We start from the raw sequence: 17,241 nt of genomic DNA, 5'->3' as shown, positions 1-17,241 counted from the left end.
GGGGTGTCCCCGCGCGGCCGGAGGACCGGCCGGCCGGGTCGTAGACTCGGGGGACGCCCGTCCCGGGCAGACGTCCCGCGGGCCGCCCGCCGGGGCGCGCCCGCCCGAGCAGCGCATGAGGAGTGGTTCGATGGTGCGGGTCGCGGTCGCCCAGTTCGCCCCCGGTCAGGACAAGGCCGAGAACCAGCGGTCGGTCGCGGAGCTCGCCGGCCGGGCCGCGGCCGACGGTGCCGACGTCGTCCTGTGCCCGGAGTACGCGATGTTCACCGCGCCGCGCACCGACCACCGCTACGTCGAGGCGGCCGAGCCCCTGGACGGCCCCTTCGTCTCCGCCGCGGCCGAGACCGCGCGCAAGGAGGGCGTCCACCTCGTCGTCGGGGTGAACGAGGCCGCCGGTCCCACCCACTTCACCAACACCCTGGTGGCCCTGTCTCCGGAGGGCGGGCGGATCGCGCACTACCGCAAGATCCACCTCTACGACGCCTTCGGTGTGCGGGAGTCGGACGTGGTCGCGCCGGGGCCCATCGAGGAGCCGGAGACCTTCACCGTCGACGGTGTCGTGTTCGGCCTGCAAACCTGCTACGACCTGCGCTTTCCCGAGGTGACCCGGCGGATCGCCGACGCCGGAGCCCACGTGGTGCTGCTGGCGGCCCAGTGGGTGCCGGGCCCGCTGAAGGAGGACCACTGGCGTACCCTCGCCCGTGCCCGCGCGGTGGAGAACACCGTGTACGTCGCGGCGGCGGGGCAGGCGGCGCCCTCGGGGGCGGGCAACAGCATGGTGATCGACCCCATGGGCACCCCCGTCGCGGCCCTGGGGGAGCAGGCCTTCGCGGTCGCCGGAGCCGGGGTTTCGGCCGCAAGGGTGGAGGAGGTTCGCGTGACCAATCCGAGCCTGTCGATGCGCCGTTTCGGCGTCGTTCCGCGCACCTAGGTCGAAGGCCCCCTGCCCGCCCCTTGGGGGAGTAACGGACGGCGGACAGCAAGGATCCCTGTGACCTGGGGTCTTCCCAGGCTTCGTTACTTAGGGTTATGATTGCCGTGCACGGAGTGATTTAGATTGGTCCGGGGCCTTCCGGACGCCCGCAGACTTTGATTCACTTGAGAGCCGGTAACTATCGGCCCGCCAGACTGTCCTAAACCACGGGGGGAGCAAGGACATTGCGCGGAACGAGCACGATGTGCCAACCAGACACGCGGTCCGATCACTCGCCGGGCCTTCACGTCTACGAGCCAGGGCTGCTGAGTCGGGCGCAGTGCGAGGGAGACGCCTGCGTCGCCTGCCACACCAAGTGGCCCCGCCCCCGCCGGGTCCTGGGTGTACTGCCGGACGGAGGTCCCGTGTTCGGCTGTGACGAGTGCGCCCGGATCATCGGCGCCGAGTCCCGGATCCCCACCCGCGAGGTGATGGTCGCCGCCCGCTAGGGCGCGTCCGTCGATCGCGCGCCGGCGTGGGGCCAGGGGTACGGTCGCGCTCCGGGTCCAGGGGGAGAATCGGACCCGGAGCGCTTCCGCTGACACGCCCGCTTCCATGGGGAGGAGGGGAAATGAGCGTGTCTATCCCGGATGGTCTCCGGTCGCCGTCACCGCAGCCGACCACGTGCGGTGAGGAGCGACCGTCACCAACGATACTCCGTGTTGTCCACCACCGACCGTCAGTGAGAGACATCCATCCGTTAATTCCCTCGGCCTGGGACTAGCCGTTGGTGGGAAACCCCAGGTTGACGCCGCCTTCGGGCCGCTGTCCCGGGTCGGTCCAGCGCGCGGTGACCGCCTTGGTCCGGGTGTAGAAGTGCACACCCTCCGTGCCGTGCGCGTGCGAGTCGCCGAACAGGGACTGCTTCCACCCGCCGAACGAGTAGTAGGCCATCGGCACCGGGATGGGCACGTTGATGCCCACCATGCCGACCTCGACCTCGTTCTGGAACCGGCGGGCGGCGCCCCCGTCGTTGGTGAAGATCGCGGTGCCGTTCCCGTACGGGTTGTCGTTGATCAGCTTCACCGCCTCGTCGTAGTCGCCGACGCGCAGCACGCTCAGCACCGGCCCGAAGATCTCGTCCCGGTAGCAGGACATCTCGGGCCCGACGTGGTCGAGCAGGGTCGGGCCCAGCCAGAACCCGTCCTCCCCGCCGCCCAGCACCGGGTGCACCCGGCCGTCGATGGCCAGGGTCGCGCCCTCGCGCACGCCCGACTCCAGGTAGGAGGCGACCTTGTCCCGGTGCTCCCGGGTCACCAGCGGCCCCATCTCGCTGCGGTCGTCGTCGCCGGGGCCCACCCGCAGGCGGGAGACGCGCTCGCGGATCTTCTCGACCAGCTCGTCGGCGACCGACTCCACGACCGTGATCGCGGAGATGGCCATGCACCGCTCACCGGCCGAGCCGAACCCGGCCGAGACCGCCGAGTCCGCCGCCAGGTCCAGGTCCGCGTCGGGCAGGACCACCATGTGGTTCTTGGCCCCGCCCAGCGCCTGCACGCGCTTGCCGTGCTCGGCGGCGGTCCGGTAGATGTACTGCGCGATCGGGGTGGAGCCGACGAAGCTCACGGCCGCGACGTCCGGGTGCTCCAGCAGGGCGTCCACCGCGGCCTTGTCGCCGTGGACCACGTTGAACACGCCGTCGGGGAGCCCCGCCTCGGTCCACAGCTCGGCGATGAGCAGCGACGCCGACGGGTCCTTCTCGCTCGGCTTGAGGACGAAGGTGTTGCCGCAGGCGATCGCCACCGGGAACATCCACATCGGGACCATCGCCGGGAAGTTGAACGGCGTGATGCCGGTGACCACGCCGACCGGCTGCAGGATCGAGTAGGAGTCCACACCCGTGGACACGTTCTCGGAGAACCCGCCCTTGAGTAGGTGGGGGATGCCGCAGGCGAAGTCCACGACCTCCAGGCCGCGCGCCACCTCGCCCTGGGCGTCGGAGAACACCTTGCCGTGCTCGGCGCTGACGAGCTCGGCCAGCCGGTCCTTGTTCGCGCTGAGCAGCTCGCGGAACCGGAACAGGATCTGCACCCGCTTGGACAGCGAGGTGTCGCGCCAGCCGGGGAAGGCCTCGCGGGCGGAGGAGACCGCGGCGTCGACCTCCTTGGCCCCGGCCAGGTCCACGGTGCCCGTGACCCGGCCCGACGCCGGGTTGTAGATGTCCCCGCGGCGCTCGGAGCCGCCGTCGAAGAGCGCCCCACCGATCCAGTGGGTGACGTGCTTGCTCATACTTCCTCTTCCTCGGTGTTGTCGCTGGGGCGTGTCGCGCGGATGCGCACCCGGCGCACGCTCTGGGGCGGGGCGCTCAGGCCTGGGCGTCGACCGCGCGCACGGCGTCCAGCAGGACGTCGCGGCCCTCCGCCGCCTCCTGCGCCGACAGGGTCAGCGGCGGGGCCATGCGCAGCACGTTGCCGTGCACGCCGCCCTTGCCGATCAGCAGGCCCCGCTCGCGGGCGGCCTCCAGCACGCGGCCGGCCAGCGCCGACGAGGGCGCGCCGGTCGCGGGGTCGACCATCTCCACGGCGAACATCAGGCCCTTGCCGCGCACGTCCTTCACGCTCGGCAGCTCGGTCAGGGCGCGCAGCCCGTCGGTGATCAGCGTGCCCTGGCGCAGCGCGTTGCCCTGGAGGTCGTGCTCCAGGACGTAGTCGAGGGTGGCCCCGGCCGCGGCCATGGACACGGGGTTGCCGCCGAACGTGGCCACGCCCAGCGCGCCCAGGCGGTCCATGAGGTCGCCGCGCGCCACGACGCCGCCGACCGCGTAGCCGTTGCCGAGTCCCTTGGCGAAGGTCATGGCGTCGGGCACCACGCCGTGGTTGCCGATCCCGAAGAAGCTCGTCCCGGTGCGGCCCCAGCCGGTCTGCACCTCGTCGGCGACGAAGAGGATCCCGTGCTCGTCCAGGACCTCCTTGTAGCGGGCGTAGAGGCCGTCCGGCGGCATCGCGAACCCGCCCACGCCCTGGACCGGCTCGGCGATCAGGCACGCCACGTTGGGCGCGGTGGTGTCCAGGACGTCGCGCAGGTCGGCGACGCAGGCGTCGACGTACTCCTGCTCGGACATCCCGCGGAAGGCCGGGGCGGCGTGGTCGGTGCCGTGCAGGTAGTGCACGTTCAGCGGCGACAGGGAGGAGTTCTTCCACGCCCGGTTGCCGGTCACCGCGACGGTGCCGAACGAGCGGCCGTGGTAGCTGCCGCGCATCGCCAGCACCTCGTCGCTGCCGCGCGCGAAGGTCGCCAGGAGGAGGGCGGTCTCGTTGGCCTCGGTCCCGGAGTTGGTGAAGAAGACCTTCGCGTCCGGGATTCCGGACAGGCGGGCGATCTTCTCGGCCAGCTCGACCTGGTTGCGGATGAGGTACAGCGTGGAGGTGTGTACGACACCCTTGGCGATCTGGCGCTCCACGGCCTCGCGCACCTCGGCCACGTCGTAGCCGAGCATGTTCGTCACGATGCCGGTGAAGAAGTCCAGATAGGTGTGGCCGTCGGCGTCCGTGACGCGCGAACCCTTGCCGCTGACGATCTCCAGCGGGGACTCGTAGTACAGGGGCAGCCAGGAGGGCATGACCGCGCGGTGGCGCGAGAGAAGTTCGGACATGACCCCAGTCTCACCCCGCCCCGTGCGCTTGGCCAGCATCAGTGTGTTGACAACATGGTGGCCGGTTTTACGGTCTGTAAGACCGGTTCGCGGCACGCGGAACCGGTGGTCAGAGCGCCCCTCCCGGTCGCCAACGTGTAAGGCGATTCGTCCCGGAGGCGACATCCCGTCCTAGAATGTGGGGGTGCTACCCACTCTCGCCGAGGTCCTGAGCCTGCCGGCCCTCCAGCGCGCCCGCCCTCGTGTGGTGGTCGGTTCCGAGTACCTGGACGGGGCCGTGCGCTGGGTCCACATCGCCGAGGTCACCGACCTCGCCCACCTGCTGCGCGGAGGCGAGCTGGTGCTGAGCACCGGTATCGCGATGCCCGACGACCCCGACGCGCTGCGCCGCTACATGGACGACCTGGCCGCCGCCGGGGTGAGCGGCATCGCGGTCGAACTCGGCCGCAAGTACCACGCCGAGCTGCCGCCCGCCTTCCTCGACGCCGCCCGGGACGCCCGCGTCCCCGTCATCCAGCTCGACCGCGAGGCCCGGTTCGTCGAGATCACCGAGGCCGTCCACGTCCGGGTGGTCAACCAGCAGCTGGAGGAGCTGCGCGAGTCCGAGAAGCTGCACTCGGTGTTCACCCAGCTGTCCGTCGAGGGCGCCGACACCGCCCAGATCCTGCACGAGGCCGCCCAGCTGTCCGGCTGCCCGGTGGTCCTGGAGAACCTCACCCACCAGGTCCTGGCCTGCGACCTCAACGGTGAGGATCCGGGCACGCTGCTGACCTCGTGGGAGAGCCGCTCGCGCGCGATCCGCTCCGGCTCCCGCACCGTCCACAACCCCGCCACCGGCTGGCTGGTCACCATGGTCGGCGCGCGCGGACAGGACTGGGGGCGCCTCATCCTCATCGCGGGGGCGGCACCGACCCCGCGCCAGAGCATGCTCATCGAGCGCGCCGCCACGACGCTGGCGCTCGGCCGCCTCCTGGAACGCCACCAGGAGAGCCTGGAGCGCCAGACGCACCGGACCATCATCGCGGGCATCATCGACCGGGCCTACTCCGATCCGGAGGAGGCCCTGGTGCGGGCCCGCGCGGTCGGCGTCCCCCTCAAGGGCCGCGTGCTGGTCGGCCTGGTGCTGCGGCTGCGGGAGAGCGGCACGGGCCTGGCCGCGCAGGCCCGCCTGTCCGACACCGCCGAGGGCGCGGCGCGCGCCTGTCGGGAGCTGCGCCTGCCCGCGCTCGTGGGCTCGCTCGACGACCTGCGCGTGGGCGTCCTGCTGGCGCTGCCGACCAAGCAGCGACTGGACCCCACGCTGCACATGCTCGCCGACCGCGTCCACCAGACGGTCGGCGACGCCGCCGTGCTCGCGGTGGGGTCGTCGGCGGAGGACATCCGGGAGGTGCGGCGCTCCTTCCTGGAGGCCCGCCAGGTCGGCGACGTCGCCATCCGCCAGAGCGACCAGCGGCCCTTCTACCGCCTGCCCGACCTGCACGTGCGCGGCCTGCTGCACCTGTTCCGCGACGACGAGCGGCTGCAGACCTACGTGGAGCGGGAGCTGGGGCCCCTGCTGGACCACGACGCCCGCCACGCAGGGGACCTCACCGACATGCTGCGGTGCTACCTGGGCGCGGGGCGCAACAAGGCGTTGGCGGCGAGCCGGGCGCACCTGTCGCGGCCCGCCTTCTACGAGCGGCTGCGCCGGATCGCCAACATCCTCGACGCCGACCTGGAGTCGGTGGAGACCTGTCTGTCACTGCACGTGGCCCTGCTGTCACTGGACTCGGTCCGGGACGAGCGCTGAGCAGCACGAAGACCCGGGGCGGCATGCGCCCTCCACCCGTCGTCGAACCGTGCAGTAACTTTGATTCCGTTGTCGGTCGTGATCGTGGCGATCCTTTCCGCCCCTGGCCGCACCGCGTATTCTCGGATTCCTTCGGAACCAACGGAGAGCCTCGTGAGTGAGCAGTCGGATCCGGGTCACCCCCGGCGCAACAACGGCGTCGTGCTCGACGACACGGCCAAACGCATCATCGAGGTGCTCCAGGAGGACGGTCGCCGGTCCTACGCCGCCATCGGCAAGACCGTCGGGCTGTCCGAGGCGGCCGTGCGCCAGCGCGTCCAGCGGCTGCTGGAGGCGGGCGTCGTCCAGGTGGTGGGCGTCACCGACCCCATGATGTTGGGATTCAGCCGCCAGGCCATGATCGGCGTGCGCACCAACGGCGACCTCAACGTCGCCGCCGACGCCATCTCCGACATCGCGGGCGTGGAGTACGTCGTCATCACCGCGGGCTCCTTCGACCTCCTGGTCGAGGTGGTGGCCGAGGACGACCCCAAGCTGCTGGACATCCTGGCCGCCATCCGGTCGGTGGACTCGGTGGACACCACCGAGACCTTCCTCTACCTCAAGCTGCGCAAGCAGACCTACGCCTGGGGTACGCGCTGAGAGGGCGTCCGGTCCGGTGGCCGGACGTCACCCGTGGTGCCGGAAGCGGTCCTGTACCTGCGCGCCCACCCGCTCGAAGGAGCGCAGGACCCGCTGGACGGCCAGCCGCTCGGCCTTGTCCGGCCGCAGGACGGCGGACACGTGCCGGGCGGACGGCAGTCCGGTGAGCGCGCGCAGCACCATGCCCCCGCCGGCCGGTGCGGTGGTCGGCGTGGTGAAGCGCGGCAGGACGGCGACCTGGCCGCCCGAGGCCACCAGCGCCTCGATCAGCCGGTTGTCCACCAGCCGCTGGACGACCCGCAACTCCCGGCCGGTCACCTGCTCGATCATCCGCAGGACGGTGTCGAAGGGGTAGCCCTCGGGCACTCCGATCCACTCGCAGTCCACCAGGTCCTCGGGACTGACCGAGGCGCGCTCGGCGAGCGGGTGGTCCGCGGCCATGGCGATGTCCAGGGGTTCGCGCGCCAGCGGCAGGACGGTCAGCCCCTCGGCGCCCGCCGGCCGGACACTCGTGAGGCTGTGCGCGACGACGATGTCGTGGTCCGCGGCCAGGTCGGCGAACTCGACCTCGGCGAGGTCGACGTCGGCGCAGCGGAGCGTGATGGCGGTGTCGGCGAGTTCGCGCAGTACCTCGGGGAAGAGGAACGTCGCCGCGCTCGGCAGCGCGGCGACGGCGACCGTGCCGGTCGGTTCGCCGCGGAAGGCGTCCCAGCGCGCCCGTGCCCGTTCGACGGCCGTGGCGACGGTCGCGCCGCCGTCGGCGAGGACGCGTCCGGCCTCGGTCAGCCGCAGGCCCCGGCCGGACGGCTCGACCAGCTCCGCCCCGAACTCCCGCTGGGCCGTCTTGAGCTGCTGGGAGACCGCCGAGGGGGTCCGGTAGGTCGCCTGCGCCACCGCGGTGACGCTGCCGCGCTCGGCGAGTTCGCGCAACAGCTCCAGATGTCGGATGTCCATGTAGGCAGCCTACAGAGTGGGTGTACGAAGTATTGATTGTGCTTAAGAGAAAATCCTGCTGACCTAGGACACATGCCGATCCGCCACCGTTTGCTCGCCGTGTCCGTCGCACTCATGTGGGGCCTCAACTTCATCGCCATCGACGCCTCGCTCGCGCACTTCCCCCCGTTCTTCCTGGTGGCCCTGCGCTTCGCGCTGATCGCCGTCCCGACGGTGCTGTTCGTGCCGTGGCCGAAGGTGCCGGTGCGCTGGCTGGTCGGGTACGGGCTCGGCTTCGGCACGCTGCAGTTCATGTTCCTGTACTGGGGCATGGCCACCGGGATGCCCGCGGGCCTGGCGTCGCTGGTCCTGCAGGCCTCGGCACCCTTCACCGTGCTGCTCGGCGCGACGTTCCTGCGCGAACGCGTCAGCGGCCGACAGCTGGTCGGCATCGTGGTGGCCGTGTGCGGAATGGCCCTGGTGGGCTGGCAGCGCGCGGAGAACGCCACGGTCGTCCCGTTCCTGCTGACCCTGGCGGGGGCGTTCGGATGGGCGATCGGCAACACCTGCAACCGGCTGGCGAAGCCGACCGACCCGCTGCGCCTGACCCTGTGGATGTCCGTGGTCCCGCCGCTGCCGATGCTCGCCCTGGCGCTCGTGGTCGAGGGGCCCGCGCGGATCGGGGCGTCGCTGACCTCGTTCGCGGACCCCGGCGCGCTCGCCGCCGTGGCCGGCCTGGCCTACACCGTGGTGGTCGGCACCGTGCTCGGATCCGGGGTGTGGACGTGGCTGATGTCGCGCCACCCGGCGGGCGTGGTGGCACCGTTCTCGATGCTGGTCCCCGTGGTCGGGATGACCGCGGCGTGGGTGGTCCTGCGCGAGACCGTGAGCCCGGGCGAGCTGATCGGCGGCGTCCTGGTCGTCGGCGGGGTGCTGCTGGGCAGCACCCGGCGGCGGGCGCCACGGGCTCCGCGGGGCGGCCCGGTGCCGGAGGCCGCGGTCCGCGGGAACGGCGCGGCCGCCCCGGAGAGCGAAGGCGGGCGCCTCCGGCCCCGGGCCGGCCGTGTGGGCTCGGGCCGCGGCGAAGCGCCGGCCCGAGGCGTCGCCTAGGCCGGCCCCGCGCCGCGGAGTGCGAGCCGAAGCCGGAGGTGCACGGGACTCCGGCCCGGCTCAGTGCACGGGTGCGGCCCGCAGTTCGCGGCGCGCGGCCGAGTGGTCGCGGGGGAGGTCCAGGCTCTCCACCGCCAGCAGGCGGTCACCGGCCAGGCAGCGCACGGTGAACGGGCCCTCGCCGGGGGCGCCGCCGACGTCGGTCGTGTCATAGCCCGTCGAGAGGCCGGCGATCCGCAGCGTGTGCCGGTACTGGTCGGACCAGAACAGGGGCACCCAGCCCTGCCCGGCGTAGGGGCCCGGGTCCTCGCCCGCCAGGCGCGCCGCGACGTTCTCGGCCGAGGCGCAGGCGTGGTCGACCGACTCCAGGCGCAGGCGCCCGCCGTACCCCGCGCGGGGGAACGCGGCCACGTCGCCGACCGCGCTGACCGACGGGTCGCGCGTCGCGCGCAGTGCCGCGTCCACTGCGATCCCGCCCGTCCCGGGGTCCTCCTCCAGCCCGGCGTCCGACGCGAGTGCGGTCTCGGGGCGGACCCCGAGCCCGACGACCACCAGGTCCGCCGTCAGCGCGGTGCCGTCGGCCAGGCGGACCACGCGCGCGGCGCCCCCTTCCCCGGGTACCACCTCGACGCACCTGGTGCCGGTGATGACGCGCACTCCGTGCTCCTCGTGCAGGCGTGCGACCGCCGCCGACGTCACGGGCGTGCACACCCGGCCCAGGACCCGGGGGCCGGCCTCGACCACCGTGGCCGTGCAGCCGCGTCCCCGTGCGGCCGCGGCGACCTCCAGCCCGACGAAGCCGCCGCCCACCACGACCAGCCGGACCCCCTCGCGCAGCAGGGGGCCCAGACGCGCGCCGTCGGCCGCCGTGTGGACGGTGTGCACGAGGCCCGGCCGTTCCGCCCACGGCGGGGGGACCACCGGGCGCGAGCCGGTCGCCAGCACCAGGTGCCGGTAGGAGACCGTGTCGCCGCCGTCCACCGTCACCGTCCGCCGGACGCGGTCGACGCCGCTCACCCGTGCGCCGACGCGGACCGCCACGCCCTGTTCGGCGAGCCACGCGGGTGAGTGCATCGACAGCCGCCGTGCCAGGTCCGCCTCGGTACGGGCCGGTTCCGTCCCCGCCGCGCCGGCGAGTTCGTCCTTGGTGAGCGGCGGGCGCTCGTACGGCGGGTGGGGCTCGGCTCCGAGCACCGTCAGCCGGTGGGCCAGGCCCCGCCGGTGCATCGACGCCACCAGGTGGCCCGCGGCCATTCCGCCGCCGACCACCACGACATCGCCTGTGGTCCGCATCGTCGACCTCCTCGTCCCTCCGGCCGACGGCGCCCCGTCGACGCGTCACCTTGACCGGAGTCTTTGTTGAGCATACGCTCAATGAGCAGATACTCAATGAGTGATTACTCAATGAATGTTCCGATCCACAGGAGGCACCGATGGCGACGAGCCGACAGCAGGCGGCCGAGGAGCGGCGCCGCCACATCCGCGAGGTCGCGCTGCAGCTGTTCGCGCGGTACGGGTTCGCGGCGACGACCACCAAGCTCATCGCGAAGGAGGCCGGGGTGGCCGAGGGGCTGCTCTTCCACTACTTCAGGAACAAGGTGGAGCTGCTCCGCGACATCGCCGACTCCCCGGAGCTGGACCGCGCCGCCGTCACCGGCACACTGCACGCCTGCGACCCCGCGTCGCCCGGCGAGGGCGTGCGCGCCTTCGGCACGGCACTGCTGTCCCACCTGCGTGAACGCGCCGACCTCATGGCGGTCCTGGCCGCCGAGGGCCAGCTCGACGGCGAGCTGAACGGTCTGTTCTGGCAGGTGGTCGAGGAGTTCCGCGCGGAGCTGGCCCAGTGGCTCGCCCGTGCCGCCGGGGCCGAGGCCCCCGTGGCGGCCGCCGCCTCGGCCGTGACCTCGTCCCTGTCGTTCTTCTTCCTCGAACACCGCCGCGACGACGACGAGCAGTGGGACCGCCTGGCCGAACAGCACGTGCTCGGCCTGGCCGCACTCGTCGTCCACGGCATCGCCCCCTACACCGGACCGGAGGAGTGAGACCGATGACCGACCGCGAACCGACCTGGCTGCCCGCCGGGTCCAGAGCCGACCTGGCCGCCGAGGGAGCCCTCCTGGTGTCGGGGCCGCGCGGGGCGATCGCCGTCTTCGACACCCCCGACGGGCCGCGCGCCCTCAGCGACACCTGCACGCACGGCCAGGCCTCGCTCTGCGAGGGCTGGGTCGAGGACGGCACCGTCGAGTGCCCCGCCCACCTGGCCCTGTTCTCCCTGACCACCGGCCAGGCCCTCTCCGGGCCCGCGACCGAACCCGCCACCACCTACCGGGTCGAGGTGCGCGGCGACACGGTCGGCGTCCTCCTCGACGCCACCGAGCCGGCCACGGGAAGCGCCGGCTGACCCGCCACCGACCGGACCGACCACACCACGACGAACGGAGCGACCATGACCACCGCACCTCCCGAAGGCCGGTCGGCCGTCCCCCGGGACCTCATCGACCTCGACCTCGGAACGCTGAACCGCGAGGTCTTCGAGTCCGGGCCCCTCCTGCGCACGGAGCTGGCCACCGTCTTCACCCGCAGCTGGCTGTTCCTGGGCCACGAGTCCCGGCTGCGCCGCCCCGGCGACTTCACCACCGCGGTCATGGGCCAGGACCACGTCATCGTGACCAGGAGCAGGGACGGCCGCATCCGTGCCTTCCTCAACGTCTGCCGCCACCGCGGGATGCGCGTGTGCCGGGCCGACTCCGGGTCGGCCACCCGGTTCACCTGCTCCTACCACGGCTGGTCCTACGACGGCACGGGCGCGCTGGTCGAGGTGCCCAACCACGACGACGGCTACGAGGGACGCCTGCCCCTGGACCGCTGGGGCCTGGTCCCGGTCACCCGGGTCGAGTCCTACCGCGGATTCGTCTTCGGCTGCTGGGACGAGGACGCGGCCCCGCTGGCCGAGTACCTCGACGGCTACCGGGGCGTCCTGGACTGGGCCACGGACGGACTCGACGAGCCCGAGCTGGTCGGCCCGATCAAGTGGCGCCTCCAGGGCAACTGGAAACTCGCCGCCGAGCAGTTCGCCAACGACACCTACCACCCGCAGACCGCGCACCTGTCCGCGACGTCCCTGCTCGGCGTCAACATGCCGACCGAGGGCCGCGAACTCGGCAGCCGCTACGGCCACGGCTGGACGATCATCCTCCCGGAGGACCCCAACTACGCGGCCTTCACCTTCGGCCGCGATCCCGACTCGGCGGAGCCCGGGCACCAGGCGCTCATCCACGGCACCGTCTTCCCCAACTTCTCGATGCTCGGCGACCGCGTCCTGCGCGTGTGGCACCCCCGCTCGGTGGACGACATGGAGATCTGGTCCTGGGTGCTGGTCGACGCGAGCTGGTCGCCCGAGCAGCGCCGGCAGGCGATGCGGATGGCCACCCTCACCTTCTCCAGCACCGGCATCGTCGAGACCGACGACAGCGAGAACTGGTCCGAGATCCAGGCGGTCGGCGGCGGCCACGTCACCGGCCGGACCGCGCTCAACTACCAGATGGGGCTGGGGTCCACGACCACGGGAGACCCGGCCGTCCCCGGGTTCACCGGCGAGGTCGGCCACATCCTCAACGACGTCGGCGCGCGGGCCTTCTACCGCCGCTGGCTCGAACTCATGGAGGGCCCCGCGCCGACGCTGCCCCAGACCGCGCCCGCCCCCATGCCCGCCCCGCACGGGCACTGACCCCTCGACGAGGAAGGAAGTGCCGCCATGACGGCCACCCCGACCACCACGATCTCCACGCAGTCCTTCCGGCCCCGGCCGCCCGAGGCGGGTCCCGTGGAACGGCCACGCCCCGTGGACCCCGCCGAGCAGCACGAGATCGAGCAGTTCCTGTACTTCGAGGCCCAGCTCCTCGACGAGGCGCGCTACTCCGACTGGCTGGACCTGCTCGCCGCGGAGGTCTCCTACCGGATGCCCTCCCGGGGCAACCGGCTGCACCGCGACCTGACCACGGAGGCGGGCGGCCCCGGCGACCTCGGGCACTACGACGAGGACCTGGCCTCCCTGCGCCTGCGCGCCGCGCGCGTGCAGCAGACGGTCGCCTGGTCGGACAACCCGCCGCCCAGGGTCGTGCGCGCGGTGACCAACGTCCAGGCCACGCGGCTGCCCGACCGGGGCGAGGGCGCCTTCGCGGTCCGCAGCGTCGTGAACGCCTACCGCAACCGGCTCGCCGACGACATCGACCACTTCACGGGATTCCGGGCCGACGTGCTGCGGCGGGGCCCCGGAGGGCTGGTGCTGGCCGAGCGCACCGTCTACCTGGCCGACAGCGTGATCCTGGCCAAGAACGCGTCGCTGTTCCTGTGAACCGGACCGCCGCCGAGGGCGGCGCGGAGAGAGAGGAGGCGCGGTCATGCCCCTGGCCGTGACCGTTCTGTCGGTGGTGCTGGCCGTCGCCTTCGGTGCCACCGGCGCCGCGAAGGCACTCGGTTCCCGGGCGCTGCTGGACCGGGTCGCCTACCTGCCGGTCGGCGCGGGCGTCCTGCGCGCGGCGGGGCTGGTGGAGGTGGTGTGCGCCGCGGGCCTGGTCGCGGGCGTGTGGCTGCGGCCGCTCGGTCTGGCCGCCGCGGCGGTGCTGGCCGCGCAGTCGGCGCTCGCGGTGACCGTCCACGTGTGGGCCCAGCGGGGCCGCGGAGCCCTGGTCGCGGCCGCGCTCAGGATCCCGGCCGCCTACACGGGCGGGCTCGTCGTCGTGCTGGCCGCCCTGTGGGTGCGGACGTGAAGAGGCGCTCCCACGCGGCTCCGCCCGCGCCCCGGACAGGGGACGCGGGCGGAGCCGGTGCCTTGGCGGGGCCACGGGACGCGGGGTCTACCAGGACCCGGGCGCGCGCCGCCGTGACCGGGCGATGTCCGCCAAGGGGGTCTCATCCGGCCACCGTCCTCCCAGTCCCCACGCCGGTCACCGGATCCCCCGACCCCGCCTCAGCCCAAGGGGGTTGAAGGCGAGCGTCCCCGCTCGCGGGAACCCCAGGGGGTTGAAGGTGAACGGGCGTGCCCGCCTCGACTCCAGGGGGTTGATCGGGCCAGAGCGAGGAACGAGCGGCGGCCCAAAGAAGGCACAGTGAGGGCGCCGACGGGTTCTGGAGTGGCTGGAGGTGGGTCCGTGAGGAACGAGCGGGCACACCGGAAGACGCGAAGAGCCCGTCTAGAAGGCGCCCGAAAACCCCTCGGCGAGGATGTCCAGGCCCTCGTGCAGGAGGTCGTCGCCGATCACCAGCGGCGGCAGCATGCGCACGACGTTGCCGTAGGTGCCCGCGCTGAGCAGCACCAGGCCCTGGGAGTGGCAGTAGGACAGGATCTTCGCCAGCGCCTCGGGGTTCGGTGTCTTGTCCCCGCCCTTGACCAGCTCGATCGCGACCATCGCGCCGCGGCCGCGCACGTCGCCGATGACGTCGTACTCGGCGGCGAGCTCGCGCAGGCGGCCCAGCATCAGCTCGCCGATCTCCCGGGCGCGGCCGACCAGGCCGTCGGACTCGATGGCATCCAGCGCGGCCAATGCGGCCGCGCAGGCCGCGGGGTTGCCTCCGTAGGTACCGCCGAGGCCGCCGCCGTGCACGGCGTCCATCAGTTCGGCGCGGCCGGTCACCGCGGCCAGCGGCAGGCCCCCGGCGATGCCCTTGGCCGTGGTGATCAGGTCCGGGACGATGCCCTCGTGGTCGCAGGCGAACATGTCGCCGGTGCGCGCGAAGCCGGTCTGCACCTCGTCGGCGACGAACACGATGCCGTTCGCGCGGCAGAAGTCGGCGACGGCGGGCAGGAACCCGGCGCCGGGCTCGATGAAGCCGCCCTCGCCCTGGATCGGCTCGATCACCACGGCGGCGACGTTCTCGGGGCCGATCTGCTTGGTGATCTGGTCGATGGCCTGGGCCGCGGCCTCGGGCCCGCAGTTCTCCGGGCCGGTCGCCCAGCGGTAGGGATAGGCCATCGGCACCCGGTAGATCTCCCCGGCGAACGGACCGAAGCCCTGCTTGTAGGGCATGTTCTTCGCGGTCAGGCCCATGGTGAGGTTGGTGCGGCCGTGGTAGGCGTGGTCGAAGACCACGACGGCCTGGCGCCCCGTGGCGCTGCGGGCGATCTTGACCGCGTTCTCCACGGCCTCCGCACCCGAGTTGAGCAGGATCGACCGCTTCTCGTGGTCGCCCGGCGTCACCCGGTTCAGGGCCTCGCACACGTCCACGTAGGCCTCGTAGGGGTTGACCATGAAGCAGGTGTGCGTGAAGCGGCCCATCTGCTCGGCGGCCCGCTCCACGACCCGGGGGTCGGCGTTGCCGACGTTGGTCACCGCGATGCCGGAACCGAAGTCGATGAGGGCGTTGCCGTCGACGTCCTCGACGATGCCGCCGCCGGCGCGCTCGACGTAGACCGGCAGGACGCTGCCCACGCCCTGGGCGACGGCGGACGCGCGGCGCTCCTGGATGGCGCGGCTCTTCGGGCCGGGGATCTCCGTGACGATCCGACGGGACTGGACGACCTCGGTCGTGGCCATGCGGCTGCCTCCTTCTGGGCTGGCTCGGGGTGGGGGGATCGGGTCCGACCCGCACGACACTAGGGCGGCCGGGACGCGGCACACATGGACACGGTGGATAATCGAAACAGGGCCCTGTGCCAATGCGGCAGGGTCCGGGCGACCGCACACGTGGAGGGGAGGCCCGATGCCCCCGACCCTGGGCGCCCTGCTGCGCACCCCCAACCTGCGGCTGTCCCTGCTGACCGGGCACGAACGGCTGGACCAGAGGGTGGAGTGGGTGGCCGTCAGCGAGCTGACCGACCCCACGCCCTACCTCGCGGGCGGAGAACTCGTCCTCACCACCGGCGTGCGCTGGGCCGACGCCGTCCCCGACGCGCGCGAGTACGTCCGCCGCCTGGCCGAGCGCCATGTGGCCGGGCTCGGCTTCGGCGTCGGCGTGGTGCTGGAGGCCACCCCCGAACCATTGCGCGCTGCCGCGGCCGAGTTCGGTCTGGCCCTGGTCGAGGTGGCCCGCGAGACCCCGTTCATCGCGGTCGGCAAGGAGGTCTCGCGGCTTCTGGCCAAGGAGGAGTACGAGGGCCTGACCAGGGCCTTCACCGCGCAGCGGGCGCTGACGCGCGCCGCGCTGTCGGGGGCTTCGGCGATCGTGGACCGCCTGGCGCGCGAACTCGACGGCTGGGTGCTGCTCCTGGCCTCCGACGGCACCGTCCGCCACGCCGCGCCCGCACGGGCGGCCGAGGCCTCCGGCGTCGTGGCCGCGGAATTGGCCCGCCTGCGCGGAGCCGGACCCCGCGCCAGCGTGTCGCTGACCGTGGACGGCACCTACGTCTCGGCCCAGCCCCTGTCCGCCGGACGCCGGGTGCGGGGCTTCATCGCGGTCGGGACCGAGCGCCGGCTCGGCTCCGACGACCGCACCCTGGTGAACGCGGCCGTGTCCCTGCTGTCCCTGGAACTGGAGCGCACCGCGCCGGGCCAGGGCGCCGCGTGGGGCGAGGGCGTCCTGGCGGCACTGGTCACCGGGGCACTGGACCCCCGCGCGCCCGGCGCTGCGGGCCTGCGCCGACTGCTCCCTCCCGAACCCGTCGTGGTGGCGCTGGCCGCCGGTCTCGGTGGCTCCGGTCCGGCCGAGGGGGTGCTCGCCACCGAACACGACGGCCGAGGGCTGCTGCTGGCGCCCGCCGTCACCCCGGACGAAGTGCTGGGGGAGGCCCTGGAGGGGCCGGTCGGGGTGAGCGACGCGGCGGGCTACGGCGACCTGGCCCCCGCCCTGTCCCAGGCCGGGCGCGCCCTGGCCGCGGCCGAGGAGGGCGGCGGCGGGCTGGTGCGGGTGGGGGACCTGCCGGGCGGGCTGCTCGGGCTGGTGGACACCCCGGCGGGCGCCCGGATGGCCGACGACCTGCTCGCGCCGCTGACCGGACAGCGCGCCTCCGTCGAACTGCTCGCCTCCCTGCGCGCCTACCTCGCCGCCTCCGGCCGCTGGGACACCGCGGCCGAGGCGCTGGGGGTCCACCGCCACACCCTGCGCTACCGGATGCGGCGCATCCGCGACCTGCTGCCGGGCGACCTCGACGACCCCGACTACCGGGTCGAACTCTGGATCGCCCTGCGCGTGCGCGGTTGACCGAGGTCACGCAGGGTGAAAGTCGGGACGTTTTCCGGCATTCCAGGGATCTCGCACGGGCCCGTC

General features: G+C 72.9%; 16 protein-coding genes. 11 read left to right on the top strand and 5 right to left on the bottom strand.

The features are described 5' to 3' along the window. The first annotated feature begins 130 nt into the window (after positions 1 to 130). Positions 131 to 931: a carbon-nitrogen hydrolase family protein gene (locus tag M1P99_RS05635; RefSeq protein WP_304451615.1), complete on the top strand. Its 801-nt coding sequence runs from the start codon at positions 131 to 133 to the stop codon at positions 929 to 931. A 245-nt stretch (positions 932 to 1,176) separates the two neighbouring features. Next, positions 1,177 to 1,422, top strand: a complete 246-nt coding sequence (locus tag M1P99_RS05630; protein ID WP_304451614.1) for a hypothetical protein — start codon at positions 1,177 to 1,179, stop codon at positions 1,420 to 1,422. A gap of 271 nt (positions 1,423 to 1,693) precedes the next feature. Here the strand turns inward: M1P99_RS05630 and M1P99_RS05625 are convergent, their stop codons facing one another. Both M1P99_RS05625 and M1P99_RS05620 read right to left on the bottom strand, forming a co-directional pair. Then, positions 1,694 to 3,202, bottom strand: a complete 1,509-nt coding sequence (locus M1P99_RS05625; RefSeq protein ID WP_304451613.1) for a CoA-acylating methylmalonate-semialdehyde dehydrogenase — start codon at positions 3,200 to 3,202, stop codon at positions 1,694 to 1,696. A 76-nt stretch (positions 3,203 to 3,278) separates the two neighbouring features. Next, positions 3,279 to 4,565 carry an aspartate aminotransferase family protein gene (locus M1P99_RS05620; RefSeq protein WP_304451612.1) on the bottom strand — a complete coding sequence of 429 codons (1,287 nt, stop codon included), beginning with the start codon at positions 4,563 to 4,565 and terminating at the stop codon, positions 3,279 to 3,281. A 184-nt stretch (positions 4,566 to 4,749) separates the two neighbouring features. Between M1P99_RS05620 and M1P99_RS05615 the strand changes: the two genes are divergently transcribed. Continuing rightward, on the top strand, positions 4,750 to 6,354 hold the full coding sequence (locus M1P99_RS05615; protein WP_304451611.1) for a PucR family transcriptional regulator ligand-binding domain-containing protein: 1,605 nt from the start codon (positions 4,750 to 4,752) through the stop codon (positions 6,352 to 6,354). A 153-nt stretch (positions 6,355 to 6,507) separates the two neighbouring features. Continuing rightward, positions 6,508 to 6,996 (top strand): Lrp/AsnC family transcriptional regulator, encoded by a 489-nt coding sequence (locus M1P99_RS05610; RefSeq protein ID WP_304451610.1) that lies wholly within the window; start codon positions 6,508 to 6,510, stop codon positions 6,994 to 6,996. A 27-nt stretch (positions 6,997 to 7,023) separates the two neighbouring features. On the opposite strand, the gene M1P99_RS05605 is transcribed toward M1P99_RS05610, so the two are convergent. Further along, entirely contained in the window at positions 7,024 to 7,950 is a 927-nt protein-coding gene (locus M1P99_RS05605; protein WP_304451609.1) for a LysR family transcriptional regulator, read from the bottom strand. A gap of 72 nt (positions 7,951 to 8,022) precedes the next feature. Here M1P99_RS05605 and M1P99_RS05600 point away from each other — a divergent pair, with 72 nt between their 5' ends. Continuing rightward, positions 8,023 to 9,039: an EamA family transporter gene (locus M1P99_RS05600; RefSeq protein WP_304451608.1), complete on the top strand. Its 1,017-nt coding sequence runs from the start codon at positions 8,023 to 8,025 to the stop codon at positions 9,037 to 9,039. A gap of 60 nt (positions 9,040 to 9,099) precedes the next feature. Here M1P99_RS05600 and M1P99_RS05595 read toward each other — a convergent pair whose 3' ends face one another. Next, positions 9,100 to 10,332, bottom strand: coding sequence for an NAD(P)/FAD-dependent oxidoreductase (locus M1P99_RS05595; protein WP_304451607.1), 1,233 nt, complete (start codon positions 10,330 to 10,332; stop codon positions 9,100 to 9,102). A gap of 140 nt (positions 10,333 to 10,472) precedes the next feature. Here M1P99_RS05595 and M1P99_RS05590 point away from each other — a divergent pair, with 140 nt between their 5' ends. From M1P99_RS05590 to M1P99_RS05570, 5 genes are read left to right on the top strand one after another with little or no spacing between them, the layout of a single operon-like run. Further along, a complete protein-coding gene (locus M1P99_RS05590; RefSeq protein WP_304451606.1) occupies positions 10,473 to 11,081 on the top strand; it encodes a TetR/AcrR family transcriptional regulator in 609 nt (202 codons plus the stop codon). A gap of 5 nt (positions 11,082 to 11,086) precedes the next feature. Beyond that, positions 11,087 to 11,440, top strand: coding sequence for a non-heme iron oxygenase ferredoxin subunit (locus tag M1P99_RS05585; RefSeq protein WP_304451605.1), 354 nt, complete (start codon positions 11,087 to 11,089; stop codon positions 11,438 to 11,440). Between the two features lie 45 nt (positions 11,441 to 11,485). Continuing rightward, the gene (locus M1P99_RS05580; protein WP_304451604.1) at positions 11,486 to 12,766 is read left to right on the top strand and encodes an aromatic ring-hydroxylating dioxygenase subunit alpha; all 1,281 of its coding nucleotides are present in this window, start codon (positions 11,486 to 11,488) and stop codon (positions 12,764 to 12,766) included. A gap of 27 nt (positions 12,767 to 12,793) precedes the next feature. Next, the gene (locus M1P99_RS05575; protein ID WP_304451603.1) at positions 12,794 to 13,393 is read left to right on the top strand and encodes an aromatic-ring-hydroxylating dioxygenase subunit beta; all 600 of its coding nucleotides are present in this window, start codon (positions 12,794 to 12,796) and stop codon (positions 13,391 to 13,393) included. 46 nt (positions 13,394 to 13,439) lie between these two features. Beyond that, positions 13,440 to 13,808: a DoxX family protein gene (locus M1P99_RS05570; protein WP_304451602.1), complete on the top strand. Its 369-nt coding sequence runs from the start codon at positions 13,440 to 13,442 to the stop codon at positions 13,806 to 13,808. Between the two features lie 423 nt (positions 13,809 to 14,231). Here M1P99_RS05570 and gabT read toward each other — a convergent pair whose 3' ends face one another. Continuing rightward, positions 14,232 to 15,572, bottom strand: a complete 1,341-nt coding sequence (gabT, locus tag M1P99_RS05565) for a 4-aminobutyrate--2-oxoglutarate transaminase (RefSeq protein ID WP_304451601.1) — start codon at positions 15,570 to 15,572, stop codon at positions 14,232 to 14,234. 166 nt (positions 15,573 to 15,738) lie between these two features. Between gabT and M1P99_RS05560 the strand changes: the two genes are divergently transcribed. Then, on the top strand, positions 15,739 to 17,175 hold the full coding sequence (locus M1P99_RS05560) for a PucR family transcriptional regulator (RefSeq protein ID WP_304451600.1): 1,437 nt from the start codon (positions 15,739 to 15,741) through the stop codon (positions 17,173 to 17,175). Positions 17,176 to 17,241 lie beyond the last annotated feature (66 nt).

Origin of the sequence: Nocardiopsis sp. YSL2 (genome assembly GCF_030555055.1) — a bacterium.
Taxonomy (GTDB): Bacteria; Actinomycetota; Actinomycetes; order Streptosporangiales; family Streptosporangiaceae; genus Nocardiopsis.
The sequence above is the reverse complement of the archived record's forward strand: the minus strand, read 5'-3'. Positions and strand labels throughout refer to the sequence as shown.